Here is a 23,737-nt window from a genome sequence, read left to right on the forward strand (position 1 = left end):
TTCTCCAGAGTTGCGAATTATAAATTAGAATTTACTCTCGCACTCATAACGATAATGATTCTTATTATCAATCTGAATATGACACATGCTTAAAATGTCTGTCCGGGCAGCCCACAGGCCCACCCGACCAGCCGCGCGGCATTTCTCTGGCGTTGCACGCCCCTATTGCGTAAACCCGGCCCACCATGAGCGACCGCACAGAAGATTTCGACTTCCCCCTGCCCCAGTCCCTGATCGCACAGGAGCCGGCACGCCCGCGTGAAAGCGCGCGCCTGCTGGATGCAACCGCCCCGGCCCCAACCCTGATCGACCGCCATATCCGCGACCTGCCCGATCTGTTCCAGCCGGGGGATTTACTGGTTGCCAACGACACCGCCGTTATCCGCGCACAGTTGCAGGCCCGGCGGGGCGAGGCCCGGATTGGCGTAACCCTCGACCAGATCCGCCCCGATACGTCATGGCATGTGCTGGTGCGCAACGCCCGCCGCCTCAAACCCGGCGATACGCTGACATTCGAAAACACCGAACACACAGCCGAAGTCGTCGCTCTGGAGGAAGGGGGCGCTGCCATTCTGCGCTTTAGCGCTCAGGGCGATGCGTTCGATACCTTCCTGCGCGCAGCGGGCGTGCTGGCGCTACCGCCCTATATCCACCGGCCCGCTGGCCCGACCGAGCGCGATACGCAGGATTACGCCACCATTTTCGAACAGGTACGCGGTGCTGTCGCGGCCCCCACAGCGGGGCTGCATTTCACACCCGCGCTGCTGGCCGCACTGGATGCCCGTGGCGTAGAGCGCTGCACCCTGACACTGCATGTCGGGGCTGGCACGTTCCTGCCCGTGCGCGAAGCCGATATTTCGCGCCATCACATGCACACGGAGCGCGGTGTCATCACCCCTGAAACGGCCGAGCGCATCAACGCCACACGCCGGGCGGGAGGGCGGATTATCGCCGTAGGCACCACCACGCTGCGCCTGCTTGAAAGTGCTGCGGACGAACATGGCGTAGTGCATCCCTTCGCGGGGGATACCGCCATCTTCATCCGGCCGGGTTACCGGTTCCGGGCGGTGGATGTGCTGATGACCAATTTCCACCTGCCCCGCTCCACGCTGTTCATGCTGGTATCGGCCTTTGCGGGGGTTGAACGCGCCCGGCAGGTTTACGACCACGCCATTGCTTCGGGCTATCGCTTCTATTCCTATGGCGATGCCTGCCTGCTGCGCCTTTCCACCGACTGACCACCCGGGAACCCCTGCCATGACCCGTTTCCACTGGACATGCGAAAGCACCGACGGCGCTGCCCGTGCGGGCACGCTGCACACCGCCCACGGCCCTGTCTCCACACCAACGTTCATGCCGGTTGGCACAGTTGGTACGGTCAAGGCCATGACCATGGATGCCGTGCGTTCCACCGGCGCGGGCATTGTGCTGGGCAATACTTACCACCTGATGCTGCGCCCCGGTGCGGAACGGGTGCGTGCGCTTGGCGGGCTCCACCGTTTCATGGACTGGCCCGGCCCGATTCTGACCGATTCAGGCGGGTTTCAGGTCATGTCATTAGGGGCGCTGCGCAAGCTGGATCAGGATGGCGTAACCTTCCGCTCGCATATCGATGGTTCGGAACATCGGCTGACGCCTGAAAGCTCGACAGACATCCAGCACGCGCTGGATGCCACCATTACCATGTGTTTTGACGAATGCCCGGCCCTGCCCGCCCCGCCGGAAGCCATTGCCGCCTCCATGCGCCTGTCCATGCGCTGGGCCGCCCGCTCGCGCGAGGCCTATGTGCAGCGCGAAGGCTATGGCCAGTTCGGTATCGTGCAAGGCGGCACCGAGCCGGAACTGCGGGCCGAAAGTGTCAAAGCCCTGACGGATGTGGGGTTTGAAGGCTACGCCATTGGCGGGCTGGCGGTTGGTGAGGGGCAGGCCCTCATGTTCTCGACACTGGAAGCCACAACACCGCTGATGCCGCAGGACAAGCCGCGCTATCTTATGGGGGTTGGCACACCGGACGACCTGCTGGGCGGGGTCATGCGCGGGGTGGACATGTTCGACTGCGTTATGCCCACGCGCGCGGGCCGCACCGCACGCGCCTATACCGAGCGCGGCACGCTCAACCTGCGCAATGCCCGCCACGCAACGGATTCCCGCCCCATTTCACCGCATTGCGACTGTCTGGCCTGCACCCGCCACAGCCGCGCCTATCTGCACCACCTGTTCCGGGCCAATGAAATTCTCGGCCCCATGCTGCTGACATGGCATAATATCGCCTATTACCAGCGCCTCATGCGCCAGATGCGCGAGGCCATTACCACTGGCACGCTGCAAACTCTGGCGGACACACTACGCGCCGGGTGGCAGGCCAGCGACTGGACAGATGATGAAATGCCCCAGCCCGCCATACCCCTTGCCCCCTGATAGCGCGGCCATACCACCAGCCGAAACACCGGGCATGGCGCGGCTGACGGAACGCATCCGGGATAAAGCGCTGGCACTGGGGTTTGATGCCATCGGGTTCTGCCCGGCCCATCTCGGCCCGGAGGTGCGCGCCCGGCTGGAAGAGTTTCTGGCCAGCGGGTACCATGGCAGCATGGGCTGGCTGGCCGAACGCACGGCCGAGCGTGCGCAGCCCACCGCCCTGTGGCCACAGGCCCGCAGCGTGGTGAGCCTTGGTGTGTCCTACGCCCCCGAAACAGACCCGCGCCTGCCTCTGCCGCCTGATAGGGGCACCATATCCGTCTACGCCCGCCACCGCGATTACCATGACATGATCAAGGGCATGCTCAAGCATCTTGCCCAGTTCATGATCAGCGAAGCCACAAAACTGAAACACCCCGAAGCCGAGGTAAAAGTGTTTGTGGATACGGCCCCCGTGGCCGAGAAACCACTGGCTGCACAGGCGGGGCTGGGCTGGCAGGGCAAGCACACCAATCTGGTATCGCGCCAGCATGGAAGCTGGCTGTTTCTGGGTGAAATCTACACAACACTCGCCTTGGCACCCTCCGCCATTCCGGCGGGCGGGTGTGGCAGTTGCACCCGCTGCCTGAGCGCATGCCCGACCGATGCTTTTCCAGCCCCGTACAAACTGGATGCCCGGCGCTGCGTCTCTTACCTGACCATTGAACATGCAGGGCCGATCCCGCTTGAGCTGCGCCGGGGTATCGGCACCCGTATCTATGGCTGTGATGATTGTCTGGCCGTTTGCCCGTGGAACCGCTTTGCCCGAGTCTCGCGCCACCCCAAGCTTCAACCCCGGGCCGACCTGATGGCCCCAGAACTCGCCCGGCTGAGCGCTTTGGACGATGCGGCTTTCCGCGCACTGTTTTCAGGCTCACCTATCAAGCGCATCGGGCGTGACCGGTTTATCCGCAATGTCCTGATCGCCATTGGCAATAGTGGCCTGCCTGCCCTGCGCCCCTGCGCTGCCGCCCTGCTGAACGACCCCAACCCCGTTGTTGCAGAAGCCGCACAATGGGCGCTGGCGCAGCCCACTCTCCCGGAAGCCCCCGCCCCATGAGCCTGCACCTGAAAAAACGCAGCCTGATTCTGGCCGGACACGATACCAGCGTCGCTCTGGAACCCGCTTTCTGGGCTGTGCTGGATCAGGCTGCCACGCAGGAGGGCGAAGGGCTGGCCCTGCTGGTGACACGCCTGGATGCCGGCCGCAAACCGGGCCAGTCTCTAGCCTCGGCCCTGCGGGTTTTTACCCTTGAATGGCTTCAGGCACGCCTGCCCGACACACAAGCGCCAGAACCATAGTAACGGGCATGGCTGCAACGCCCGCTACCCTGCACCCACCTGTGGAAGAGTGCCCCGCAGCATGATAGACTGGGCCGCATGGCAATATGGGGCAAAATTTTCGGGGGCGTTACCGGCTTTGCCGTAGGCGGCCCTCTGGGGGCTGCTGTCGGCACCGCACTGGGACACGCGGCAGATACCCGCACCCTTCTCCAGCCCCCCGCGGGCGGATGGAGCGAACGCTGGGCTGCGCGGGCACGCCCCGATGCCAGCGGCGCCGCCACGTTTATTGCGGCAAAACTGGCGGCCACTCTGGGCAAAAAAGAACAGCTCTACGGGCTGAGCTGCGTAATCCTGAGTGCCAAGCTGGCCAAATGCGATGCGCCGGTCAACCGCCACGAAATCAACGCCTTCAAGGCACGCATGATGGTTCCGCCCGAAAACCAGCGCGAAATCGGCCGCCTGTTTGACATGGCCCGCCAGCGCACGGATGACTACGAAGCCTTCGCGCGTGAACTGGGCAACGCCTACCAGCAGGACAAGCAGCCGCTTGAGGAACTGCTGGCCATCCTGTTTACCATTGCCCGCGCCGATCTTACCCCCGATGAACCGTTAACCCGCGAGGAAGACCGCTTTCTGCGCCGGGTTCATACGCTGTTCGGCCTGAGCCACGGAGCATGGGAACGCGCCGCTACAGGCCGCGCCCGGCCAGCCATGGCAGAGGAAGACGCTTATGTGGTGATGGGGGTCAGTGCCTCACTTTCCAATGATGAGCTGCGTGCCCACTGGAAAACGCTGGTGCGTCAGTACCACCCCGACATCATGGCTGCTCGCGGCGCCAGTGAAGAAGAAACCCGCGCAGCCTCAATCAGAATTTCGAAAATAAATGCCGCCTGGGACGTTATCAAACGCGACAGGGGGCTTTAAGGCAGGCAACACTGTTTCACCGGCTGTCGCATATGCAGGGAAGCCCTGCCATTGCAGATGGCGTTTCTCATGCTAGAGAGGTCTGGCTCACGTTTATGGGCTGGCTTGGGCGCACGCAACAAAGGTAGGGGCTAAGATGATTTCAGGACGGAACGGCGCATGGCTCCGCCCTTGCGCGCAGGCGCGGCAGAACCAGACGACGCAGCAAAGCACACGGCGCGGCTGGCGCCCCGCCGCCGGGCGCTTGGGCCTTGCCATGCTGCTGGCCAGCACCACCGCATGTAGCGCCATCAAGGCGCCCGTTCCCAAAGACCCGGATGAACTGGCGGAATACAAGGCAGCCAACGACCCTTACGAGCCGCTGAACCGTAAAACCTACAACATGACCATGACGTTCGATAAATATGCGCTGCGTCCGGTCGCCAAGGCTTATGTGTGGGCCGTGCCCCGCCCCGTGCGCAACTCGCTGGGCAACATGATCACCACCATGAATGAGCCTTCCGTGTTCTTCAACGATGTCGGCGCAGGCAAACCCCGCCGGGCGGGCGATTCGTTCGTGCGCTGGTGCATCAACATGACCGCAGGGCTTGGCGGTTTTATCGATGTGGCCAAAATGGCGGGTTACCCCCACCATGCCAACGATGCCGGGCTGACCATGGCCAACTGGGGCATTTCCTCCGGGCCATACCTGTTCCTGCCCATGGGGCCGTCCTCGCTACGTGATGGCATTGGTTATGGAATCGATCAGGGGCTTTCCCCCTGGAACTACGTCCCCCGCGGCTACGGGCTGCTCAGCTTCAACTGGGCTTACAACATGCTGGGCGTGATACACGGACGTTCCGAACATCTGGATGATCTCGACGCCCTGCAGCGCGATGCGCTTGATCCCTACGCAACCATTCGCAGCGCATACCAGCAGCAGCGCAAGGCGCAGGCCGAAGCCATCCGCAACGACCACCGCGCCACCGTGCCCGCCTGGTATCAATAACAACAACAGCAAGGGTGCTTAGCATGACTTTTTCTGTCAGCCGCCGTGGTGTTCTGGGTTTTCTGGCCGTCGCCTCCACCGGGCTTGCGCCCGTATCCGCCGCATGGGCGGCGCAGGATGCCCGCGCATTCATCCAGTCCTTTGGTGAGCAGCTTGTGGCTATTGTGAACAGCCCCCTGCCTCTGGCGGAGAAAAAAGAAAAAATCATGCCGCTGGTGAGCCGTAACGTCGATATTGACGGGATTGGCCGCTATTGCCTGGGACGCTTCTGGAAGGTGGCCACACCTGAACAGCAGAAGCATTATCTTGCACTGTTCAACCAGATTCTGGCCAATGCCATTACCGACAAGCTGGGCGATTATCGTGGTGTCAGCTTCACCATTGGCAACGTGACACGCAGCGGCGATGACGACTCCGTTGACGCAACGCTGATACGCCCACAACAGCCGCCCGCAGCCATGCAGTGGCTTGTAAACAGCAGCAGCGGCTCACCCAAGGTGGTGGATGTGATTGGCGAAGGGGCAAGCCTGCGCCTGACCCAACGCAACGACTATTCTTCTTTCATTGCCCGCAACGGGGGCGATATCGACACGCTGCTGCGCGCCCTGCAAAAGCAGATCGATCACCACAACACCGCCAGCGCCCAGCAGTAACACCATGCGTGCGCCCCGCTCCGGGGCGCAGCATTACGAACGCAGGCTTTCGTATAGCACCATGGTCTGACCATTTCTGGCAAAGGTCTCGACCACGTGCATGCCAATGCTGCCCAGTATGGTGCGCGAGGCAACGTTGTTCTCGGCGGCAACCGCCACCACCCTATGAAGACCGGCATCATGTGCGAAGTTGAGGGCGGCATTGGCAGCCTCACGCGCAATCCCTCGCCCACGTGCCCACGAATGCAGGGCAAAGCGCAGGCCAAAGCCACGGCCATCCGGCCTGAGATGCAGGCCGGTCATGCCAACAAAGCGACCATTTTCCCGGATTGTGAAAATACCGACCCGATAACGCGCCCAGAACGCAATATCCTCGGCCATATCCTGCTCGGCCTGCTGGCGGGTACGCACGCCCCCCAGCATCTGCCCGAAAGCGGCACCATCCGCTTTCAGGGCAGCCATATGATTCATATCCTGCCACGTGACAGGATAAAGCCACAGCCGGGGCGTACGGACGGAACGTAAATCCATCACCTACCCCGCTGCGTCAAAAAAGCGGCCGCAGGCAGCCGCCCCGCCGTATCAGCGGGCGAGCGGCTTGTAGCGAATCCGGCTGGGTTCGGTCGCATCGGGGCCAAGGCGACGGCGTTTGTCTTCCTCATAAGCCTGGAAGTTACCCTCAAACCATTCGACGTGGGAATCACCTTCAAACGCCAGAATATGCGTCGCCAGACGATCAAGGAACCAGCGATCATGCGAGATCACCACCGCGCAGCCGGGGAACTCGGCCAGCGCGTCTTCCAGCGCACGCAGGGTATCCACGTCCAGATCGTTGGTCGGTTCGTCAAGCAGAAGGACGTTGCTTTCCTTGCGCAGCATCTTGGCCAGATGCACGCGGTTACGCTCACCACCCGACAGGATACCGACCTTTTTCTGCTGGTCTGACCCTTTGAAATTGAACGCCCCCACATAAGCGCGAGAAGGCACCGCACGCTTGCCCAGATAGATGACATCGGTGCCGCCGGAAATTTCTTCCCATACGCTCTTGTCGGGATCGAGGCTGTCACGCGACTGATCGACGTAACCCAGCTTGACGGTCTCGCCCACCTTGAGCGAACCGGAATCGGGTTCTTCCTGCCCGATGATCATCTTGAACAGGGTGGACTTACCCGCACCGTTCGGCCCGATCACACCTACAATGCCACCCGGCGGCAGCTTGAAGCTCAGGTTGTCGATCAGCAGGTGATCGCCAAAACCTTTGCTGAGGTTTTCGGCTTCGATCACCGTGCCGCCAAGGCGCGGCCCCGGAGAAATGACGATATCCGCCACCCCGCTAACCTTCTCCGCACTGGCGGCCAGCATTTCCTCGTACTGGGCAATACGCGCCTTGCTCTTGCTCTGACGGGCCTTGGGGCTGGACTGAATCCATTCCTCTTCCGCCGCAAGAGCACGCTGGCGCGCACTTTCTTCTTTTTCTTCCTGAGCCAGACGCTTGCGCTTCTGTTCCAGCCACGAGGAGTAATTGCCCTCGAACGGAATACCGCGACCGCGCTCGATTTCCAGAATCCAGTTGGTCACGTTGTCCAGGAAGTAACGGTCATGGGTAATGACCATGACGGTGCCTGCGTAGTCGCGCAGGGTTTTTTCAAGCCAAGCAACACTTTCTGCGTCGAGATGGTTGGTCGGTTCGTCAAGCAGCAGCAGGTCGGGCTTTTCCAGCAGCAGGCGGCACAGGGCCACCCGGCGGCGCTCACCGCCCGAAAGCTTGTCCACCGGGCTATCAGCCGGGGGGCAACGCAGGGCGTCCAGTGCGATTTCAAGCTTGCGATCCAGCTCCCAGCCATCGCCCGCGTCGATTTTTTCCTGCAGTTCGGCCTGTTCGGCCAGCAGGGCATTCATTTCGTCATCGTCCATCGGCTCGGCAAAGCGCATCGAGATCTCGTTGAAACGATCGACGGCCTTTTTCAGATCACCGAAACCCAGGGCTACGTTCTCGCCCACGGTCAGGGTGGGGTCGAGCTGGGGCTCCTGCTCCAGATAGCCAACCCGCGCGCCTTCAGCCGCCCAGGCCTCGCCCCCGAACTCCTTGTCCAGACCGGCCATGATCTTGAGCAGGGTGGATTTACCAGCGCCGTTGACGCCGAGAATACCGATCTTGGCACCCGGCACGAAGGACAGGGTAATGCCCTTGAAGACCTCTCGCCCACCGGGATAGGCTTTTGTGAGATCCTTCATCACATAGACGTATTGATAAGATGCCATGATGATGACCCCCGTTTGTGGCTGAAGCTGAAAGCGCCGCCAGCAGACACGCCAGCCAACTCGCGATAAATGCCTGCGCCCGGCAGGACTTGAACCCGCAACCAAGCCGTTATGAGCGGCCCGCTCTAACCAATTGAGCTACGGGCGCGCAGGCGGCTTCCTGATTACGCAACCAGAGAAATTTGGCAAGGGTCTTCCTTAGGAAAATCCACGGACAATCATATCGCACGCTGACTGTGCGCCCCATGCGGCACCAGCGCTCTTGGCAAGTCGCGGGCGGGCGGATAGGGTCTGCGGCATCCCAATTTTCATGTGCTGGAGCCGTGTTCCATGGATGTCTCGAAACTTTCCGCCGGCAAGGATGTGCCGTTCGACATCAATGTCGTGATCGAAATTCCGCAGGGTTCTTCGGTCAAATATGAAATCGACAAGGAAAGCGGCGCCCTTGTGGTGGATCGCTTCCTGTTCACCCCCATGGCCTACCCGACAGCCTATGGCTTCATCCCCAACACGCTGGCGGCTGATGGCGACCCGACGGATGCCCTCGTGCTCACCCCCGCCGCCGTTGTGCCCGGCAGCGTTATCCGTGCGCGGCCCATTGGCGTGCTGAAGATGGAAGACGAGTCCGGTCAGGATGAAAAGATCATCTGCGTACCGCACGACAAGGTGCACCCGCAGTACACCACCGTGCAGTCCATTGATGACCTGCCCGAAATCACGGTGAAGGCCATCGAGCACTTTTTCACCCGCTACAAGGATCTGGAAAAGGGCAAATGGGTCAAGGTAACCGGCTGGGGCGACAAGGCCGAAGCCGGTGACTTCATCGTCAAGGCTCTTGAAGCGGCACGCGGCAAGTAATCCTGCCCAACCGCTGGCCCCACAGGCCATAACAGAACGGCGCATCGGCCCCTTAATGCAGGGAGCGGATGCGCCGTTTTTGCTGACAGGCCACGGGCCTGATCGGGGGGAGCGCAAAAAATACACCGCCCTGTGCATTTTTTTGCTTAACCCCGGTTGCCAAACGAAAAAACATCAGTATAAAGCGGCACATACCGACGCACACTACGGTGAGCGTCTGGACTGCGGGTGTAGCTCAGTTGGTTAGAGCGCCGGCCTGTCACGCCGGAGGTCGCGGGTTCGAGCCCCGTCACTCGCGCCACTTCAAAATTCCTCACAACAGAATAACGAAGTGGCGCGACAGACACCTCTCGGTGCCTGTCATCCCCTCCTGATCAATCCTGCAATGCAGTCGCGGCCTGAAGTGTCACGGCAACCGCATGCACAACGGCGGCAATGCGCGCGGCTGTCTGCACTGCACCAGACCCCAGAGCCTCCCGCACGATTTTTTCGTGGCTGGTCACGCACAGGTCACAGCCATTAATGGCGGACACGGCCAGACACCACAGCTCGAAATCAACCTTGTCCACGCCGGGATTGCCAATAACGCTCATGCGAAGCTGGGCGGGCATTTTGCCGTATTCACCACCCGCCATGTGTACAAAGCGGTAATAGATATTGTTCATGCCCATGATGGCCGCAGCAGACTCAGCAGCCGCCAGCGCCTGCGCGGAAAGAACGTCGCGGTACTGGGCTACAACGGCGCGCGTTACCTCATCATTCCGTGCAGCAATGGCACAGGCCACGAATGTGCCCGCAAGCTGCTGGGGCGTCAGGCTGACATCATTGGCCAGCGTGCCGAGATTGAGCCGCAGGTCTTTGGCATAATCGGGAATGCGATCCTTGAGGGTGTCAATAGACATGACTTTTCCTTCACCGGTTGGGGTGTTGTGGCAATACTAAGCTGAACGGAAAAAACAGACAGGCAGGGCTTGTCCGGCGCATGATGCCGTAACGGCCAATCCGCAGGGCAGCGTGACGCTGCGCGCCTTTGAACGGGGTGCGCCCTGCAGGACAGCACCCCATGCCCCATGTAAGAGGCTCCGACAGGGTCAAAGACCCTGCGGAAGCCTTTCCAGTCAGACTGGAAAGGCAGAAGGTCAGGCTCAGACCTTAATGAAGTCGTCGCCCTGCTTCCAGTTACACGGGCACAGCTCGTCGCTCTGCAGACCGTCGAGAACGCGCAGAACTTCCTGCGGGTTACGGCCAACGGAGAGGTCGTTCACGGAGACATGACGGATCACGCCCTGCGGATCGACAACGAAGGTGGCGCGCAGGGCAACACCCGAATCGCGCGCCATCACGCCCGTGCCTTCGGTCAGCTCGCGCTTGATGTCAGCCAGCATCGGGATCGGCAGATCCTTCAGGTCGGCGTGGTGCAGGCGCCAGTTGAGGTGGACGAACTCGCTATCGATGGACACACCGTAAACAACGGCGTCACGATCAGCGAATTCCTTGGCCAGCTTGCCGAAAGCAACGATTTCGGTCGGGCAGACGAAAGTGAAGTCCTTGGGCCAGAAGAACACGATCTTCCACTTGCCTGCATCGCTCTGATCCGTGATCTGAACGAACTCACCCTTGAGGCCTTCCGGGCCACCCGGAACGGAGGGCAGGTTAAAGCTGGGAAATTTATCGCCAACAGTCAGCATTGCTCTAGCTCCTTATTTAACTAGCTTTTTGCCACCAGCATGCGGCACGCTAGCGGCTTCGTTATTCTGTATGGCCCGGCTCGTTCATTTAATCCAATGAATATTTTATATAATAATGATTGATACACTCGATCAAAACAGCCACCTTTGATGAACCGACCTCCGCCATACGGGAAACCGCCATGCTGCCCCTGCCCTCCGCCCAGCAGCTCCGCTATCTGATCGCCCTATCCGAACTGCGCCATTTTGGCCGGGCAGCAGCAGCCTGCGCGGTTACGCAATCAACCCTGTCAGCCGGAATCATGGCACTTGAGCGCCAGCTTGACGCCACCCTGCTCGATCGCACGGTCGGCAAAAAAGTGGTGTTTACCCCGCTCGGTCACGAAATCGCGCTCAAGGCCCGGCAAGCGCTAGCGGCACTCGAATCCGTGCCCCAACTGGCCGCCGCAGCCCGCACGCCCCTGACCGGCCCAATGCGACTCGGTATTATCCCGACCATCGGGCCTTTTCTCATTCCACAGACCGTCACCACCCTGCGTGAACATTTCCCGCGCCTGCTGCTCTCCATTACGGAAGATACGACCGAGCATCTGCTGGAAAAACTTGCTCTGGGGCAGCTCGACATTCTGGCGCTCGCCATGCCCTGCCTGTGCGATGGCACTGAAACCCACCCGCTCTGGCAAGACCCATTCCGTGTAATCATGCCCGAAGGCCACCCACTGGCCAGCCTGAACACCGTACCGGTCTCACGCCTGTCGAGTCATGGTATGGTCATGATGGAAGATGGGCACTGCCTGCGTGAGCAGACACTTGCCATCTGCCGTCAGGGGCCAAACCGCGCAGGCACCGAAGGCGAAAGCGAGGCTACCTTTACCGCCATGTCGCTCCATAGCATGGCGGAACTGGTGGAACTGGGGTTGGGGATCGCCATCATGCCGGCTCTGGCCATTGATGGTGGTATCCTGAAAGGGCGGCGGATTCTCTCGCGCCCACTGACTGGCGGCCCCGCATGGCGCACGCTCGGGCTGGCCTGGCGGCCCCGATCCCCCCGGGCCGCTGACTTCCAAACTCTCTCGGCTACACTGGCGACACTCCGCCCACCCGAAAGCGCGTAAAGTCATGACTGCGTCTTTTAAGGGTCAAACCATGATTTTCCGCCGGAAAAATGGCTAATTTGCCAATCTGACAGGCCGTAAATCTTGACTCTGAGGCTTAGTGCCAGTAATTCCCAACCCAACTTAAATTATGCACTCACCAGTTTCGGCGGAGAATACGGGCCATGAAGATCAGAAACAGCCTGAAGTCAGCCAAGGTGCGCGATAAGGACTGCCGTGTGGTTCGTCGTCGTGGCCGGGTTTACGTCATCAACAAGAAGAACCCCCGCATGAAGGCCCGTCAGGGCTAAAGCATATGGCGGAACAGACCCACACGGTCTGCTTTTTCCTGCCTATCATGCGTGAGACCCGTTTTTCCGCAGGGCGGAGAAACGGGTTTCTGTTTTTGTGCCTGCTGCATCTGTGCCTCCTTGGCGGCATCAGCACGCTCGCGCTCTGTGGCGCGCCCTCGGCCGCACATGCGCAGGCTCCTGACCTGTCAGAGCCTGACGGCAGCGCTGGGCCACCGCCCGTGCCAACTCTGCCCCCCATGCAGCCGATCCACCACCCTGCTGCGCCAGCCGCGCCGGCACCGCAGGCCACCCGCCCGGCAACACGTCCAGCGCCCCCTGCGGCACACACCCCGCCCTCTCCCATGATCGGGGTGCTGGCAGATCAGCTCGCCCACGCCAAAACCCCCGAACAGGCCCATGGCCTTGAGAGCCGCCTGGAAACCCTGCGCGCCTCCCGACTGGCCCCGGCTACGCGCCTGCTGCTGCACCGCTCTGAAAAAGATCTGGCCGCCGAAAAGCCCGACGATGCCGTTCAGGATCTTTCAGATGCTCTGGCCCTGCAACCTGACCAGCCGATTCTGTGGCGCGGTCGCGCCCAGATGCGCCTTGCCGCGGGAGACCTGAAAGGCGCTATTGCCGATCTGGGGGAAAGTCTGGGCCGTGACCCGGCGGATGCCGCCGCATGGGTACTGCTCTCAACCATAGAAGAACGCCGCAACGATGGCCGTGCCGCCTTGCAGGCATGGGAAAAGGCCATGAGCCTGAACCCCATGCTGGACAAGACCCACAAACGTCAGGAACAGCTCCGGGTGAAAGCCTTCGGCCAACCAACCTGAACGCAAAAACCGGTAGCGCAGCCGACCCAGATCAGGCCTGCCGGTTCTCGATCAGGCTTTTGCGGATCGCGCGACCACGCTCGATTTTATCCACAATATAAGCTTCATCCCCCCAGCGAATCGCGCGCGCCATAGCCTGCGCGTCTTCCATGAAGCGCCCGAGCATTTCCAGTAAGGCTTCGCGATTAAACAGGAAGATGTCGCGCCACATAATGGGGTCTGAGGCAGCAATACGCGTAAAATCGCGGAAACCAGACGCCGCGAGGTCGAGCACCTCGGAACGGGTTTCAGCCGCCAGATCATCCGCTGTGCCGCAGATGGTAAATGCAAGCAGGTGCGGCAGATGGCTGACAATAGCGCACACCCGGTCATGATGCGGGGGCGTCATTTCGCGCAGGCGTGCGCCGCACCGCTCCCACAGGGTGCGGATAGCCTCAAGGGCTGCCTGTGTTGTGCTTTCAAGCGGGGTCAGCAGGCACCAGCGATCCTCGAACAGATGCTCCAGACCAGCATCCGGGCCTGAAAACTCCGTGCCAGCCATAGGGTGCGTCGGCACATACGGCACATCGGCCCGCAGGATAGGGGCAATGGCCTCAATGACCGAAACCTTGGTCGAGCCGACATCCGTCAGCACGGCGCCACTTTTCATGGCGGGTACGACCTGAGCCGCAACCTCCCCCATCGCGCCCACCGGCACGCAGAGCATGACACAATCGGCCTGCGCCGCTGCGGCTGCCAGATTGGTGGTGGCTTCATCCGCCAGATCGAGTTCGCGCACGCGCGCGCATACGGCAGGGCTGCTATCGGCGGCGATCAGCCTGCGGGCAATGTTGCCACGCGCCCGCGCACGCCGCAGCACGGAAGAGCCAATCAGCCCCGGCCCGACAACCAGCAACGTATCGAAAACAGGCTCCTGAACCTCAGCCAATGCTGTTATCCTCCATACTGGAAGACGGAGCAGGCGCTACGGCGTCCGCCGCGCGTCCATTCGCTCGCAGGCTGCGCATTTCCATGATCTGCCACACCAGCAGCACGGGAATGCCGATAATCAGCTCGCGCCCACGCCGTAACAGGGACAGGCCCAGCGCCACCGATGGCTCTATGCCAAAGGCATGGCCAAGCGCCATATAAGCGCCTTCCTGCACGCCAAGACTGCCCGGCACCAGAAACCCCATGGACATAATGGCGCAGGTGACACCTTCCACCGCCACGGCATCCGCAAAGGTCAGGCTTGCGCCCAGAAAATCGGCGGTCAGCCACAGAATGCCCGCACTCCCCAACCAGCCTACCAGATGGTATACGGCGGAACGGGCAATATGCCACGGGCGGTTCCATGCGGCCTCAAGCCGCTCCTGTAGATGGTCGGCCCCGGCCTGTAGGTTCTCGTGCCACTGGCTGGCGATGTTGCGGGTAATCACCCCCCCGAAACGGCGGAAAATATTGCCGCCATGACGCTGCGTCCAGATAAAGCCGACCACCCCGACCATCAGCAGGACAGCCCCGATCACCACCGGCAGCACAAACGGACTGGAACGCTGATGCGCGACCAGACACGCCACAGCCAGCAGCACGAACGCCACCTGCCCCATGACTTCGGTCGTGATGTCCACAAGATTGGCGCAGGTAGCCTCAGGCAGTTCGACCTGTCGGCCATGATGCGCGGAGTTCAGGCTCCGGGGCGAACAGGTGGCGCGAATACCCAGCACCATACCCCCGACCTGCGAAAAAGGCAGGCATGTGGCGGCTGCATCCCTGACCATGCGTGCGCCCAGAAGCTTCAGATACCCAATCTCGGGAAAAGCCGCATGCCAGGCCAGACCCAGCACGCCATTGACAACGAGCTGGCAGCAGACAACCGCCACAAAACCACCCATACCAATGCGCAAAACCGCATGCAGGACGGAATCGAAACCGCTCCATGCCATAGCGGCTGTAATGGCGACCAGCCCAAGGAAAGTGAGAAAAACAGTAAGCTTCTTCAAGGTACCAGCTCTGTCCGCCCATCACGCCAGATGGGCCTGCCCGCCCTGAAGGCCTGACAGAAACCCCTTGCGGGCATGTCTATGAATGAACCGCCCCCTTACACCACCACGGGGTCTGGCGCCACCTCATGCGTCAGGATAAAGAGACAAACCGTACGTTTAAGCACCCATTTGCACAGAGGCCCCGCACATGACCGCCATCGCCCCCACACTTGTCACTGGCGCCACTGGTTTTGTGGGGTCTGCTGTCGCGCGCACGCTTCTGGCGCGCGGTCACTCCCTGCGGCTGATGGTACGTGCGGGCAGCGACCGGCGTAATATTGCCGATATTCCGGCAGAGCTGGTGGAAGGCGACCTCTCCAGCCCCGAAAGCTTCGCCCGGGCGGTGGAAGGCTGCCGCTATGTTTTTCATGTCGCCGCAGATTACCGCCTGTGGGTGCCTGACCCCGCCCCCATGATGAAGGCTAATGTGGAAGGCACCCGCCTGCTCATGCTGGCCGCCCAGGCCGCAGGGGTGGAGCGGATCGTCTACTGCTCCTCCGTGGCGGCACTGGGGCTGATTGGCGATGGCAGCGTGGCGGATGAAACCACCCCCGTACGTGAGCATGCGGTGATTGGAATCTACAAGCGTTCAAAATATCGTGCGGAACAGGAAGTGCTGCGCCTCGTGCGCGAGACCGGCCTGCCCGCCGTGATTGTAAACCCCTCCACCCCCGTTGGCCCGCGCGACATCAAACCCACGCCCACAGGGCAGATGATTCTGGACTGCGCCGCAGGCCGCATGCCTGCCTATGTAGATACGGGCGTGAACATCGTGCATGTGGATGACGTGGCCGAAGGCCATGCACTGGCCCTTGAGCGCGGCGTTATTGGCGAAAAATATATTCTGGGCGGACAGAACTTCCTCCTGCGCGACCTGTTCGCCATGGTTTCGGAGATCGCCCATGTGCCGCCGCCGAAAATCAGCCTCCCGCAGGAGGTTATCTGGCCTGTAGCCGTTGTTTCTGAATGGCTGTCGCGCGCCTTTGGCATCGCCCCGCGTGTCACGCGCGAAATGCTGGCTATGTCGCGCAAGAAAATGTTCTTTTCTTCTGACAAAGCCATACGTGATCTGGGTTACGCCCCCCGCCCCGCGCGTGAGGCCGTGGCAGACGCCATCGCATGGTTCCAGTCCAACGGCATGCTTAAGTAAGAAAGAAGGCACGCACTCATGCTACTGGCTCTCGCCGTCCTGTGCGCCGCCATCTGGGTCGGACTCCTCCTTTTCCACGGACGCTTCTGGCAAAAAGGCCCCATCCTTGCCCCCGTAACGCCGGATGGACTCACCCCCATGGGTGAGGCACCCGCCGTCACCATTGTTGTACCCGCGCGAGACGAAGCCGAATCCATCGAGGTCGCCCTGTCATCCCTGATGGCGCAGGACTATCCCGGCCCGCTTTCAGTCATTCTGGTCAATGACCGCAGCACGGATGAAACCGGCCCTCTGGCCCGCGCCCTGCCTGACCCCTCCGGTCGCCTGAGTGTGCTCGATGGTGTAACCCCGCAACCCGGCTGGAGCGGCAAGCTCTGGGCCGTATCGCAGGGCGTGCAGGAAGCCGAGCGCCGCGCACCGCAGGGCGATGGCTACATTCTCCTGACCGATGCGGACATCATCCACGCACCGCAACATGTCGCAACACTGGTCAGCAAGGCCCAGACAGACCGGCTGCACATGGTGTCGGAAATGGTGGAGCTTCAGTGCGACAGTCTGGCCGAACGTGCGCTGGTGCCTGCTTTTGTTTTCTTTTTTGCGCTGCTTTACCCCTTCGCCAAAGTAAACAACCCCAAAAGCCGCACGGCAGGGGCTGCGGGCGGCACCATTCTGCTCGAACGCGCCATGCTGCGCCGTATCGGCGGTATAGACGCACTGAAAGGGGCTCTGATCGACGACTGCACTCTTGCCCTGTGTGTCAAACAGGCGGGCGGGTTGCTGTATCTTGGGCATTCGCAGCTTGCACGCTCCATCCGCCCCTATCCCGGCCCGGCGGATATCTGGCGCATGATCGCGCGCACAGCTTATGTGCAACTGCGCTTTTCGCCCCTGCTGCTGGTTCTGACCGTGCTGGGTATGCTGCTGGTCTGGATAACCCCGGCCCTGCTGGCCCTGTTCGCACACGGCCCGGCCCGCTGGATCGGGGCGGCTACGTGGCTGGCCTCGATCTGCTCGTTCCTGCCGACACTCAGGCGCTTTAAGCTTTCACCGCTCTGGGCGCTGGCGCTGCCTTTTATTGCCGTTTTTTATACGGCAGCCACCATCGGGTCAGCCGTCAACCACCATCGTGGCCGGGGCGTTGTATGGAAAAACCGCGCCTACACGGATGCCATCCCCAATGATGGACGCACCAGCTAGAATACGCGAAGGGATAGGCAGGCCCGGATGGCTCGTGTAAACCACTGGCTGCCATTTTTGATCGGGCCGAGGCATGACAGACAATACAGACGTATGGGGAACAACCGACGTTTCTTCCGGGAAAGGCGCGTCCGACGAGAATTTTCCGGTCGGCTCCCTGCTGATCAGCCGTGCGCTACGTCCGCATGTGCATGCCTATTATGCCTATGCCCGGGTTATTGACGACATCGCTGACTGCGAGACGCTCCCCCCGCAGGACAAGGTTGCACGGCTGAACGCCATGGAGGAGGTGCTGCACGGCCAGCGCACCGCCATCAACCGCCCGGATGCCCAGAGTGCGGCACGCCTGCGCGTCTCGCTGATGCAGACCGGCGTACCATTCGAAACCGCCACCGACCTGCTGATTGCCTTTCGGGATGATTCTCTGGGCAAGGACTACGCAAACTGGTCGGACCTGCTGCATTACTGCCGCTACTCCGCCAACCCTGTAGGGCGCTATCTGATCGGCCTGCACAAGGAAAGCGCTGAGGCTTTCGCCGCTTCGGATGCGCTGTGCACCTCGCTGCAGATTCTCAACCACCTGCAGGACTGCGCTCAGGACCTGCGGCGCCTGAAACGCTGCTACATTCCCTCCGACATGCTGCGCCAGCACGGCCTGACCAACGACGCCCTGCTGGAAGGGCGCACATCCGCCGCACTCCGCCGGGTGTTCAACACCCTGCTGGACGGGGTGGATACGCTCAACCGTCAGGCCGCTATTCTGCCGCGACATATCCGCAGCCGCCGCTTTCGCATGGAATGCGCCGCCATTGTCACTCTGGCAGAACGCCTGACCCTGCGCCTGCGCCGTGAAGACCCGCTGGCCGGGCGCGTTGCCCTGCGCCGTACGGACGCCATGCATGCGGCAGCCGCAGCCTTGAAGGCATGGCGCTGACCTTCCCCCTTCATAAAACTTCTGTAAAAAGGGGCTCTCTCCTTCAGAGCGGCAGCCCCGTTTCCAGTATCAGAGCAGACAGGTAAGAGCGCGTGACAGCACCGGACATCCAGACGCATAACCAGCCCACCCCACTGGGATGCGACCCTGCGGATCTCGCCTGGGTGGAAAACACCGTTAAACAGGCTGGCACGTCTTTTGCCGCAGGCATGAAAATCCTGCCCCCCATGCGCCGTTACGGCATGTTTGCCATTTATGCCTTCTGCCGCGTTGTGGACGACATTGCCGATGGCAACGCCCCGCTGGCAGACCGCACGCACGAACTCAACGAATGGCATGCCCGCATCGCCCGGCTTTACGGCCAGCAGAGCGCGCCCCAGCCCGAACCGCTTGAGCGCGTGCTGCTGGCTACCATCAACTTTTTCGCGCTCCGTCAGGAAGACTTTACGGCTGTTATCGACGGAATGATGATGGACACCCAGACCGCCATCGTCGCGCCTGATGAAGCAACGCTTGATCTGTATTGCGACCGCGTGGCCTCGGCCGTGGGCCGCCTGTCCGTGCGGATTTTTGGTGAGTGCTCGGATAACGGCGACAAGGTCGCCTACCATCTGGGCCGCGCCCTGCAACTGACCAACATCCTGCGTGACATTCCCGAAGATGCCGCACGGGGCCGCCTGTATCTGCCCTCCGACCTGCTGAACCGCTTTGATGTGCCGCTTGACCCGGTCAAGGCGCTGGATGCACCGGGCCTTGAGGGTGTGTGCCGGGTACTATCCATCCGTGCGCAGGATCATTTCCGCACGGCATTTATCACCATGAAAGCCTGCCGGGGCCGCGCCATGCTGCCCGCACGCATCATGGGAGCCAGCTATGAGGCCATTCTCAAGGCGCTCTGCAAGCGCGGCTGGTCTGCCGCCGTGCTGCGCCAGCGCCCCAGCACCACCCTGCTCGACAAGGCAAAGTGGTTCTCCCTCTCGTATATTCCGTAAGGCCGGGGCGGTATTCAGGCATGGCAGGCGTACTGCATATTATTGGTGGCGGCATGGCCGGGCTGGCTGCTGCGGTTGAAGTGGCGGGGTCAGGTCGGCACGTTATCGTCCATGAAGCCGGGCGGGCCTGTGGCGGCCGGGCACGTTCCTATGACGATAAACAGCTTGGCTGCCGGATCGACAACGGTAACCACCTGTTCCTGTCAGCCAACAAAACCCTGTTCCGCTATCTCGGCCTGACAGGCGCACTTGATACGCTGGCCGGGCCAAAAGCCCCGATTTTTCCCTTCGTGGATCTGGAGGAAGACGCCCGCTGGACGCTCGACCTCTCACGCGGGCGCCTGCCTTGGTGGGTTTTCCAGCCCCATCGACGCGTGCCGGACATGCGGCTGCCAGACCTGCGCAGCCTCTACGCGCTCATGCAGGCCGGGCCGGATACAACCGTCGATGACTGCCTACTGCCCGGCGCCCTGGCACGCAGGCTGCTCGAACCGCTGGCCATTTCAGCACTCAATACCGATTGCGCAACAGGCAGCGCCGCCCTGATGGGGGCTGTCATCAAACAGTCGCTCTCACTGGGTGGCGAAGCCTGTATTCCTTTCCATGCACGCGACGGGTTATCCGAAACCTTCGTAGACCCCGCTCTGGCGCATCTGCGGGCTGTGCGGGCCGAAATCCGCACCCAAAGCCGCATGACAGGTATCGAAACCGCGCAGGGGCGTGTCACGGCACTCCACACGGCGGAAGGGCCAATCGCCCTTGATGCGGAAGACCACGTCATTGTTGCAACCCCGGCGCCGGTCACGCGCAGCCTGCTGGAAAACCACCTGCACGGTCTGGTCACGCCCACCGCGTTCGAGAGCATTCTCAACCTGCATTTCCGCCTTGATACCCCCCCGCAGCCCACCGGCTCCTTTGCCCGCTGCGGCTTTATTGGTGTGATTGGCGGCATTGCGGAATGGGTATTCCTGCGTGGCTCCGTCCTGTCCGTTACGGTCAGTGCGGCCAATCGCCATGCCGAGCGTGACCCCGAAGATCTGGCCCGCGCCATCTGGCATGAGGTGCGCCGCACCTGCGACCCAACCCTGCTTACCCCCCTGCCCGCCACACCGGCCGAGCAGAGGATTGTTTGGGAAAAACGCGCAACCTTTGCCGCAACCCCGGAACAGAACCGCCTGCGGCCCGGCCCGGCCACCGCGCTGGCCAACCTTGCACTGGCAGGAGACTGGACCAACACAGGCTTGCCCGCGACCCTTGAAGGTGCAATGAGATCGGGTATCCTTGCAGTGCATGCACTCGGACTAAGGGCGCCCGGCTGAACACCAGCCACTTCACCGCATAACCGCGTGGACACGCCCGCGAACAGAGAGGAACACCAACCATGGCCGCTGACGGCAGCGCCCTTCCCGCTTCCCCCTTATCCCGTGATGAACTGGATCGTGTCGTCACCAATGCCCATGCGGCACTGGGCCGCGTGCAGCGGGATGATGGCCACTGGGTTTACGAGCTGGAAGCCGATGCCACCATTCCGGCGGAATATATCCTGCTGGAACATTTTCTCGACCGGATCGACGACGAGCTGGAACAGAAAATGGCGGTCTATCTGCGCCGTATCCAGAGCGATGTGCATCATGGCTGGCCCCTTTACCACGATGGCGACTTCAACATCTCCGCCTCGGTAAAAGCCTATTTCGCCCTCAAAGCGGCGGGGGATGACATCAACGCCCCGCATATGAAACGCGCACGAGAAGCCATTCTCGCACATGGCGGGGCCGAGCGCTCCAACGTATTTACCCGTTTCCAGCTTGCCCTGTTCGGGGAAGTGCCGTGGCGGGCAACACCTGTCATGCCCGTGGAAATCATGCTGCTGTCGCGCTCGGCGTTCTTTTCCGTCTGGAACATGTCCTACTGGTCGCGCACGGTTATTGCGCCGCTGCTGGTGCTGGCGGCCCTGCGCCCGCTGGCCCTCAACCCGCGCCAGATCCATGTGCGTGAGCTGTTCCGCACGCCACCGGAAAAAGTGCGCGACTGGATTCGCGGCCCCTACCGCTCCAACTGGGGTTACGTCTTCAAAGGGCTGGACATGGCCCTGCGCCCGCTCGTGCCGATGATCCCGGCCAAGACGCATGAAAAGGCCATCAAGGCCGCGATCGACTTCATCGAACCCCGCCTGAATGGCAAGGACGGTATCGGCGCCATTTACCCGGCCATGGCCAATACGGTCATGATGTACCGCGCACTTGGCGTACCCGATACCGACCCCCGCGCCGCCACCGCATGGGAAGCCGTGCAGGGGCTGATCGTCCAGAAGGATGACGAAGCCTACTGTCAGCCCTGTGTCTCTCCCATCTGGGATACGGGCCTGTCCGGCCATGCCATGATCGAGGCGGCTTCCGGCCCCAACGGCATCGCGCCCGAAAAAACACTGGCCGCGCTGAAGAAAACCAGCGCATGGCTGCGCAGCAAGCAGATTCTGGACGTCAAGGGTGACTGGGCCATCAACAAGCCCGATCTCGCTCCCGGCGGCTGGGCTTTCCAGTATGGCAATGACTACTACCCGGATGTGGACGACACCGCCGTTGTTGGCATGCTGCTGCACCGCGAGGGTGATCCTGAAAACGCGGAATCCATCGAACGCGCCCGCCAGTGGATTATTGGCATGCAAAGCACCAATGGGGGCTGGGGTGCGTTTGACATCGACAACAACAAGGACATTCTCAACCACATTCCCTTTGCCGACCACGGTGCGCTGCTCGACCCGCCCACGGCGGATGTCACGGCGCGGTGCGTGTCCTTCCTTGCACAGCTTGGCCACCCGGAAGATGAACCCGTCATCCAGCGCGGGCTGGACTACCTGCGCCGCGAACAGGAAGCCGATGGCTCATGGTTCGGGCGGTGGGGTACCAATTACATTTACGGCACATGGTCAGTGCTCTGCGCCTTCAACGCGGCAGGCATTTCCCATGATGACCCCGCCGTTGTCCGCGCTGTGGAATGGCTGCGCTCTGTCCAGCAGGAAGATGGCGGCTGGGGCGAAGGCTGCGAATCCTTCGAGGATGGCCCGCGTGGCACTTACAAGCAAAGCCTGCCTTCACAGACAGCCTGGGGAGCACTGGCCCTGATGGCTGCTGGCCGCCGGGATGACCCCGCCGTTTCCCGTGCGATGTCGTGGCTGGCCTCGCAGCAGGACGAACAGGGCGAATGGCACGAAGACCCGTATAACGCCGTGGGTTTCCCCAAGGTGTTTTACCTGCGCTATCATGGCTACAAGCAGTTCTTCCCGCTGCTGGCACTGGCCCGCTATCGTAACCTTGAAACCAGCAACACCCGCCGCGTAGCTTTCGGGTTCTAAGCCTATGGCACTGGCCGCCGTACAGTTCCCTCTCTCCCGGCCGGGTATTCTGGTCGGGCTGAAGGCCGAAGCCCGCCTTGTGCGCAAGGTGTTCCCCCATGCGGCCATTGCGGCCAGTGGCGCAACCCGTGCCGGAGCCGAACGCGAAGCCGCGCGACTGGCGCAATGCGGTGTCAACTGCCTGCTGTCCTTCGGGCTGGCGGCAGGGCTTGAGCCGGGGTTATCCGCCGGGAGCATCGTCATTCCCGATACGGTCGTTGACCATGCCGAACGCTGGAAATGCGACCCCACCCTCCGTCACATTCTGGGTGGAGATCTGAATGGTGTGCGGGGAGGTGCGCTGCTACATAGCGACGATGTCGTGCTGGAAGCAGACAACAAGGCCGCGCTGCATGCACGCTTCAACTGCGCGGCGTTAGATATGGAGAGCGGCTTTCTGGCCCGTGCGGCGCAGGAATCCGGCCTGCCCTTCGCGGTTCTGCGTGTGATATGCGACCCGGCAGAACGAACGCTGCCCCCTGTTGCCGCCACAGTTCTCTCGCCCGATGGCGGGTTGAATATTCGCGCATTACTGGGCTCGCTACTGCGTGACCCACGCCAGATTACGGCCCTGATCCGCCTTGGGCAGGATGCCACACAGGCCCGGCGCAACATGATCAGCTTTCTTGAAAACCGTACGCGCTCACCAGCTTTCCAACGGCTGACGGCCTGAGCCGTACAGCCAGCAGGAAACCGGGCAGGCAATAGGCGG

General features: G+C 61.7%; 24 protein-coding genes and 2 tRNA genes. 19 read left to right on the forward strand and 7 right to left on the reverse strand.

Going from position 1 to position 23,737, the window contains the following annotated elements; genetic code table 11:
• The first annotated feature begins 185 nt into the window (after nucleotides 1-185).
• The 7 genes from queA to J2D75_RS06360 all read left to right on the forward strand — a co-directional run bounded on the left by queA (nucleotide 186) and on the right by J2D75_RS06360 (nucleotide 6,306).
• On the forward strand, nucleotides 186-1,238 hold the full coding sequence (gene queA, locus J2D75_RS06330; RefSeq protein ID WP_207853915.1) for a tRNA preQ1(34) S-adenosylmethionine ribosyltransferase-isomerase QueA: 1,053 nt from the start codon (nucleotides 186-188) through the stop codon (nucleotides 1,236-1,238).
• A 19-nt stretch (nucleotides 1,239-1,257) separates the two neighbouring features.
• On the forward strand, nucleotides 1,258-2,418 hold the full coding sequence (gene tgt, locus J2D75_RS06335) for a tRNA guanosine(34) transglycosylase Tgt (protein ID WP_207853916.1): 1,161 nt from the start codon (nucleotides 1,258-1,260) through the stop codon (nucleotides 2,416-2,418).
• 34 nt (nucleotides 2,419-2,452) lie between these two features.
• The gene (gene queG / locus J2D75_RS06340; RefSeq protein ID WP_207853968.1) at nucleotides 2,453-3,517 is read left to right on the forward strand and encodes a tRNA epoxyqueuosine(34) reductase QueG; all 1,065 of its coding nucleotides are present in this window, start codon (nucleotides 2,453-2,455) and stop codon (nucleotides 3,515-3,517) included.
• Nucleotides 3,514-3,759: a ribbon-helix-helix domain-containing protein gene (locus J2D75_RS06345; RefSeq protein WP_207853917.1), complete on the forward strand. Its 246-nt coding sequence runs from the start codon at nucleotides 3,514-3,516 to the stop codon at nucleotides 3,757-3,759. The genes queG and J2D75_RS06345 overlap by 4 nt, the downstream gene beginning before the upstream one ends.
• A gap of 78 nt (nucleotides 3,760-3,837) precedes the next feature.
• Nucleotides 3,838-4,665 (forward strand): TerB family tellurite resistance protein, encoded by an 828-nt coding sequence (locus J2D75_RS06350; protein WP_207853918.1) that lies wholly within the window; start codon nucleotides 3,838-3,840, stop codon nucleotides 4,663-4,665.
• A gap of 136 nt (nucleotides 4,666-4,801) precedes the next feature.
• The gene (locus tag J2D75_RS06355) at nucleotides 4,802-5,653 is read left to right on the forward strand and encodes an MlaA family lipoprotein (RefSeq protein ID WP_207853919.1); all 852 of its coding nucleotides are present in this window, start codon (nucleotides 4,802-4,804) and stop codon (nucleotides 5,651-5,653) included.
• A 23-nt stretch (nucleotides 5,654-5,676) separates the two neighbouring features.
• Nucleotides 5,677-6,306 carry an MlaC/ttg2D family ABC transporter substrate-binding protein gene (locus tag J2D75_RS06360; RefSeq protein WP_207853920.1) on the forward strand — a complete coding sequence of 210 codons (630 nt, stop codon included), beginning with the start codon at nucleotides 5,677-5,679 and terminating at the stop codon, nucleotides 6,304-6,306.
• 33 nt (nucleotides 6,307-6,339) lie between these two features.
• Here the strand turns inward: J2D75_RS06360 and J2D75_RS06365 are convergent, their stop codons facing one another.
• From J2D75_RS06365 to J2D75_RS06375, 3 genes are all read right to left on the reverse strand, one after another.
• Nucleotides 6,340-6,837, reverse strand: a complete 498-nt coding sequence (locus J2D75_RS06365) for a GNAT family N-acetyltransferase (RefSeq protein WP_207853921.1) — start codon at nucleotides 6,835-6,837, stop codon at nucleotides 6,340-6,342.
• Nucleotides 6,838-6,888: 51 nt separating this feature from the next.
• Nucleotides 6,889-8,568, reverse strand: coding sequence for an energy-dependent translational throttle protein EttA (gene ettA / locus J2D75_RS06370; protein ID WP_207853922.1), 1,680 nt, complete (start codon nucleotides 8,566-8,568; stop codon nucleotides 6,889-6,891).
• A 74-nt stretch (nucleotides 8,569-8,642) separates the two neighbouring features.
• A tRNA-Ile gene (locus J2D75_RS06375) sits at nucleotides 8,643-8,716 on the reverse strand.
• A gap of 182 nt (nucleotides 8,717-8,898) precedes the next feature.
• Here J2D75_RS06375 and ppa point away from each other — a divergent pair.
• Together ppa and J2D75_RS06385 are read left to right on the forward strand one after the other, a co-directional pair.
• Nucleotides 8,899-9,426 (forward strand): inorganic diphosphatase, encoded by a 528-nt coding sequence (gene ppa / locus J2D75_RS06380; RefSeq protein WP_207853923.1) that lies wholly within the window; start codon nucleotides 8,899-8,901, stop codon nucleotides 9,424-9,426.
• Between the two features lie 224 nt (nucleotides 9,427-9,650).
• A tRNA-Asp gene (locus tag J2D75_RS06385) sits at nucleotides 9,651-9,727 on the forward strand.
• 73 nt (nucleotides 9,728-9,800) lie between these two features.
• On the opposite strand, the gene J2D75_RS06390 is transcribed toward J2D75_RS06385, so the two are convergent.
• Entirely contained in the window at nucleotides 9,801-10,328 is a 528-nt protein-coding gene (locus J2D75_RS06390) for a carboxymuconolactone decarboxylase family protein (RefSeq protein WP_207853924.1), read from the reverse strand.
• A 243-nt stretch (nucleotides 10,329-10,571) separates the two neighbouring features.
• On the reverse strand, nucleotides 10,572-11,114 hold the full coding sequence (locus J2D75_RS06395) for a peroxiredoxin (protein WP_207853925.1): 543 nt from the start codon (nucleotides 11,112-11,114) through the stop codon (nucleotides 10,572-10,574).
• Nucleotides 11,115-11,296: 182 nt separating this feature from the next.
• Between J2D75_RS06395 and J2D75_RS06400 the strand changes: the two genes are divergently transcribed.
• From J2D75_RS06400 to J2D75_RS06410, 3 genes are all read left to right on the forward strand, one after another.
• Entirely contained in the window at nucleotides 11,297-12,229 is a 933-nt protein-coding gene (locus J2D75_RS06400) for a hydrogen peroxide-inducible genes activator (protein ID WP_207853926.1), read from the forward strand.
• Nucleotides 12,230-12,393: 164 nt separating this feature from the next.
• Nucleotides 12,394-12,519 (forward strand): type B 50S ribosomal protein L36, encoded by a 126-nt coding sequence (gene ykgO, locus J2D75_RS06405; RefSeq protein ID WP_003625637.1) that lies wholly within the window; start codon nucleotides 12,394-12,396, stop codon nucleotides 12,517-12,519.
• 5 nt (nucleotides 12,520-12,524) lie between these two features.
• Nucleotides 12,525-13,337, forward strand: coding sequence for a tetratricopeptide repeat protein (locus tag J2D75_RS06410; protein ID WP_243428555.1), 813 nt, complete (start codon nucleotides 12,525-12,527; stop codon nucleotides 13,335-13,337).
• A 31-nt stretch (nucleotides 13,338-13,368) separates the two neighbouring features.
• On the opposite strand, the gene J2D75_RS06415 is transcribed toward J2D75_RS06410, so the two are convergent.
• Together J2D75_RS06415 and J2D75_RS06420 are read right to left on the reverse strand one after the other, a co-directional pair.
• Nucleotides 13,369-14,265 carry a prephenate dehydrogenase/arogenate dehydrogenase family protein gene (locus J2D75_RS06415; protein WP_207853927.1) on the reverse strand — a complete coding sequence of 299 codons (897 nt, stop codon included), beginning with the start codon at nucleotides 14,263-14,265 and terminating at the stop codon, nucleotides 13,369-13,371.
• Entirely contained in the window at nucleotides 14,258-15,319 is a 1,062-nt protein-coding gene (locus J2D75_RS06420) for a lysylphosphatidylglycerol synthase domain-containing protein (RefSeq protein WP_207853928.1), read from the reverse strand. The genes J2D75_RS06415 and J2D75_RS06420 overlap by 8 nt, the downstream gene beginning before the upstream one ends.
• Nucleotides 15,320-15,509: 190 nt before the next feature.
• Here J2D75_RS06420 and hpnA point away from each other — a divergent pair, with 190 nt between their 5' ends.
• The 7 genes from hpnA to J2D75_RS06455 all read left to right on the forward strand — a co-directional run bounded on the left by hpnA (nucleotide 15,510) and on the right by J2D75_RS06455 (nucleotide 23,698).
• Entirely contained in the window at nucleotides 15,510-16,511 is a 1,002-nt protein-coding gene (gene hpnA / locus J2D75_RS06425) for a hopanoid-associated sugar epimerase (protein ID WP_207853929.1), read from the forward strand.
• Nucleotides 16,512-16,529: 18 nt separating this feature from the next.
• On the forward strand, nucleotides 16,530-17,708 hold the full coding sequence (locus J2D75_RS06430) for a glycosyltransferase (RefSeq protein WP_207853930.1): 1,179 nt from the start codon (nucleotides 16,530-16,532) through the stop codon (nucleotides 17,706-17,708).
• 73 nt (nucleotides 17,709-17,781) lie between these two features.
• Nucleotides 17,782-18,642, forward strand: a complete 861-nt coding sequence (gene hpnC / locus J2D75_RS06435) for a squalene synthase HpnC (protein WP_207853931.1) — start codon at nucleotides 17,782-17,784, stop codon at nucleotides 18,640-18,642.
• 92 nt (nucleotides 18,643-18,734) lie between these two features.
• A complete protein-coding gene (gene hpnD, locus J2D75_RS06440; protein ID WP_207853932.1) occupies nucleotides 18,735-19,634 on the forward strand; it encodes a presqualene diphosphate synthase HpnD in 900 nt (299 codons plus the stop codon).
• A gap of 20 nt (nucleotides 19,635-19,654) precedes the next feature.
• The gene (gene hpnE, locus J2D75_RS06445; RefSeq protein WP_207853933.1) at nucleotides 19,655-20,953 is read left to right on the forward strand and encodes a hydroxysqualene dehydroxylase HpnE; all 1,299 of its coding nucleotides are present in this window, start codon (nucleotides 19,655-19,657) and stop codon (nucleotides 20,951-20,953) included.
• A 62-nt stretch (nucleotides 20,954-21,015) separates the two neighbouring features.
• A complete protein-coding gene (gene shc, locus J2D75_RS06450; protein ID WP_207853934.1) occupies nucleotides 21,016-22,986 on the forward strand; it encodes a squalene--hopene cyclase in 1,971 nt (656 codons plus the stop codon).
• Nucleotides 22,987-22,990: 4 nt separating this feature from the next.
• Complete coding sequence (locus J2D75_RS06455; protein ID WP_207853935.1) at nucleotides 22,991-23,698, forward strand: phosphorylase family protein; 708 nt, start codon at nucleotides 22,991-22,993, stop codon at nucleotides 23,696-23,698.
• Nucleotides 23,699-23,737 lie beyond the last annotated feature (39 nt).

Source organism: Acetobacter suratthaniensis (assembly GCF_017377745.1).
GTDB classification, from domain to species: Bacteria; Pseudomonadota; Alphaproteobacteria; order Acetobacterales; family Acetobacteraceae; genus Acetobacter; species Acetobacter suratthaniensis.

Bases quoted from the DNA above. Each gene is read 5' to 3' on its own strand.
- queA (WP_207853915.1), top strand. From the start codon at position 186: ATGAGCGACCGCACAGAAGATTTCGACTTCCCCCTGCCCCAGTCCCTG.
- tgt (WP_207853916.1), top strand. From the start codon at position 1,258: ATGACCCGTTTCCACTGGACATGCGAAAGCACCGACGGCGCTGCCCGT.
- queG (WP_207853968.1), top strand. From the start codon at position 2,453: ATGGCGCGGCTGACGGAACGCATCCGGGATAAAGCGCTGGCACTGGGG.
- J2D75_RS06345 (WP_207853917.1), top strand. From the start codon at position 3,514: ATGAGCCTGCACCTGAAAAAACGCAGCCTGATTCTGGCCGGACACGAT.
- J2D75_RS06350 (WP_207853918.1), top strand. From the start codon at position 3,838: ATGGCAATATGGGGCAAAATTTTCGGGGGCGTTACCGGCTTTGCCGTA.
- J2D75_RS06355 (WP_207853919.1), top strand. From the start codon at position 4,802: ATGATTTCAGGACGGAACGGCGCATGGCTCCGCCCTTGCGCGCAGGCG.
- J2D75_RS06360 (WP_207853920.1), top strand. From the start codon at position 5,677: ATGACTTTTTCTGTCAGCCGCCGTGGTGTTCTGGGTTTTCTGGCCGTC.
- J2D75_RS06365 (WP_207853921.1), bottom strand. From the start codon at position 6,837: ATGGATTTACGTTCCGTCCGTACGCCCCGGCTGTGGCTTTATCCTGTC.
- ettA (WP_207853922.1), bottom strand. From the start codon at position 8,568: ATGGCATCTTATCAATACGTCTATGTGATGAAGGATCTCACAAAAGCC.
- ppa (WP_207853923.1), top strand. From the start codon at position 8,899: ATGGATGTCTCGAAACTTTCCGCCGGCAAGGATGTGCCGTTCGACATC.
- J2D75_RS06390 (WP_207853924.1), bottom strand. From the start codon at position 10,328: ATGTCTATTGACACCCTCAAGGATCGCATTCCCGATTATGCCAAAGAC.
- J2D75_RS06395 (WP_207853925.1), bottom strand. From the start codon at position 11,114: ATGCTGACTGTTGGCGATAAATTTCCCAGCTTTAACCTGCCCTCCGTT.
- J2D75_RS06400 (WP_207853926.1), top strand. From the start codon at position 11,297: ATGCTGCCCCTGCCCTCCGCCCAGCAGCTCCGCTATCTGATCGCCCTA.
- ykgO (WP_003625637.1), top strand. From the start codon at position 12,394: ATGAAGATCAGAAACAGCCTGAAGTCAGCCAAGGTGCGCGATAAGGAC.
- J2D75_RS06410 (WP_243428555.1), top strand. From the start codon at position 12,525: ATGGCGGAACAGACCCACACGGTCTGCTTTTTCCTGCCTATCATGCGT.
- hpnA (WP_207853929.1), top strand. From the start codon at position 15,510: ATGACCGCCATCGCCCCCACACTTGTCACTGGCGCCACTGGTTTTGTG.
- J2D75_RS06430 (WP_207853930.1), top strand. From the start codon at position 16,530: ATGCTACTGGCTCTCGCCGTCCTGTGCGCCGCCATCTGGGTCGGACTC.
- hpnC (WP_207853931.1), top strand. From the start codon at position 17,782: ATGACAGACAATACAGACGTATGGGGAACAACCGACGTTTCTTCCGGG.
- hpnE (WP_207853933.1), top strand. From the start codon at position 19,655: ATGGCAGGCGTACTGCATATTATTGGTGGCGGCATGGCCGGGCTGGCT.
- shc (WP_207853934.1), top strand. From the start codon at position 21,016: ATGGCCGCTGACGGCAGCGCCCTTCCCGCTTCCCCCTTATCCCGTGAT.
- J2D75_RS06455 (WP_207853935.1), top strand. From the start codon at position 22,991: ATGGCACTGGCCGCCGTACAGTTCCCTCTCTCCCGGCCGGGTATTCTG.